The organism is Prevotella sp. TCVGH, assembly GCF_023522295.1.
GTDB lineage: Bacteria > Bacteroidota > Bacteroidia > Bacteroidales > Bacteroidaceae > Prevotella > Prevotella timonensis.
The window spans coordinates 1-1,529 of record NZ_QFFX01000141.1; the positions used below are offsets into that span (position 1 = coordinate 1).

Here is a 1,529-nt window from a genome sequence, read left to right on the forward strand (position 1 = left end):
ACTAAATAAATATAAGCCATTGAAATTCAACAATATATACTTTATATTATTTGTGTAATTCACCAAAAATGACTACCTTTGGTTGTTAAAACATTAACGACGTAAAATGAAATTCTACTCTCAATATCGTAGTCACAACTTATTTGAACTCCAAGAGTCCCTCTCAGGGTTGAGCAAGTTGAACCGCTGGGGCAAACTTGCAGACAACCTTCCATGGGACAGGATTGAGAAGGAATATAACAAGCACCTGAAGAACAGTCATTGCGGCGCGAGCAACAAGCCGGCTCGCATGGTGGTAGGTGCCTTGATAGTGAAGCATGTGGAGAATTTGAGTGACGAGAAGACTATTCAGGCCATTCAGGAGAACCCTTATATGCAATATCTGTTCGGTCTTGACAAGTTCATGGAAAAGCCAGTTTTCGTTCCCGAGTTGTTCGTCCTTGTCCGCAAGCGTCTTGACCATGATTTCTTCAATATGCTTACCTTGATGCTGGCGGAGGTGGATGGAAGCAAGCCGAAGAGGGAGCGCACGGACGAGGACGGCAACGACCATGGCGGCACGATGAGAGTTGACGCCACCTGCTGCGATGCCGAGGTTTGCTATCCGACCGACTCAAACCTTTTGGAGGACGGCAGCAGACTGATAGACCGCTTTCTTGACAAATTCTGTACCCGCCACAATATAAAGAAGCCGTAGAACCACCGTGCGGAAGCCCGCCAGGCTTTCATCTGCTTGATTAAGAAAAAGCGCAAGGGGAAGAAGCTCATAGACAAGACCATGCTGATCCAGATACGTTGCTTGAAGGCTGATTTCCAGACGTTTCTTGATTTTCTCGGCAGACACACAAGTGACCTTCTCTCATGTTTCAGTCGGCATGACTTCAAATGTCTCAATGCAGCATTCAAGATGTATGAACAGCAGAAAATGATGTTCGAGCAGAATGTCCGCAGATGTGCCGATTGCATCATCAGTATCTACCAACCTCACCTCCGTCCCATCGTCAGGGGCAAGGCAAAGGCCAAGGTCGAGTTTGGGGCAAAGGTTGGTGCCAGCATCGTCAACGGCTAGACTTATGTGGATCATCTCAGCTGGGACGCATACAACGAGTCGTCCGACCTCGTCACCCAGATGGAACTCTACAAAAAGCGTTTCGGCATGCTCCCACGGGAGGTTCAGGCCGACAAGCTCTACCTTGGAAAGGAGAACAGAAAGTATATCAAGGCATGCCACGTCGACTGTTACAACCATCCGCTTGGCCGGCCACCGAAAGAAGAAAACGATGAGCATGCGGAGGACAAGAGAAGGGCTGTCGGTGAGAGGAACTGGATTGAAGCCACGTTTGGAACCTCCAAGAGAGTTTACCGGGCAAACGACATCCGGGCGAAACTAAACGATACGGCTGACACATGGATAGGAGCTTGCTTCTTCGCTAAAAACATAATGAAGTTTCTAAGGGGACTTCTTTGTTTCTTTTTTGAAAAAAACAGGGTCGAGAGACTTCAAAAAGAGTATTATCGTCAAATTCGAT

Annotated in this window: 3 protein-coding genes; all 3 read left to right on the forward strand. The window is 47.4% G+C overall.

What is annotated here, in order from left to right; genetic code table 11:
• Nucleotides 1–106: 106 nt before the first annotated feature.
• Entirely contained in the window at nt 107–697 is a 591-nt protein-coding gene (locus tag DEM91_RS12480; protein WP_249859119.1) for a transposase, read from the forward strand.
• A 36-nt stretch (nt 698–733) separates the two neighbouring features.
• Nucleotides 734–1,069, forward strand: coding sequence for a hypothetical protein (locus DEM91_RS12485; RefSeq protein ID WP_249859120.1), 336 nt, complete (start codon nt 734–736; stop codon nt 1,067–1,069).
• A gap of 60 nt (nt 1,070–1,129) precedes the next feature.
• Nucleotides 1,130–1,529, forward strand: a 400-nt coding sequence (locus DEM91_RS12490; protein WP_249859121.1) for a transposase, incomplete at its 3' end; no start/stop codon positions are given.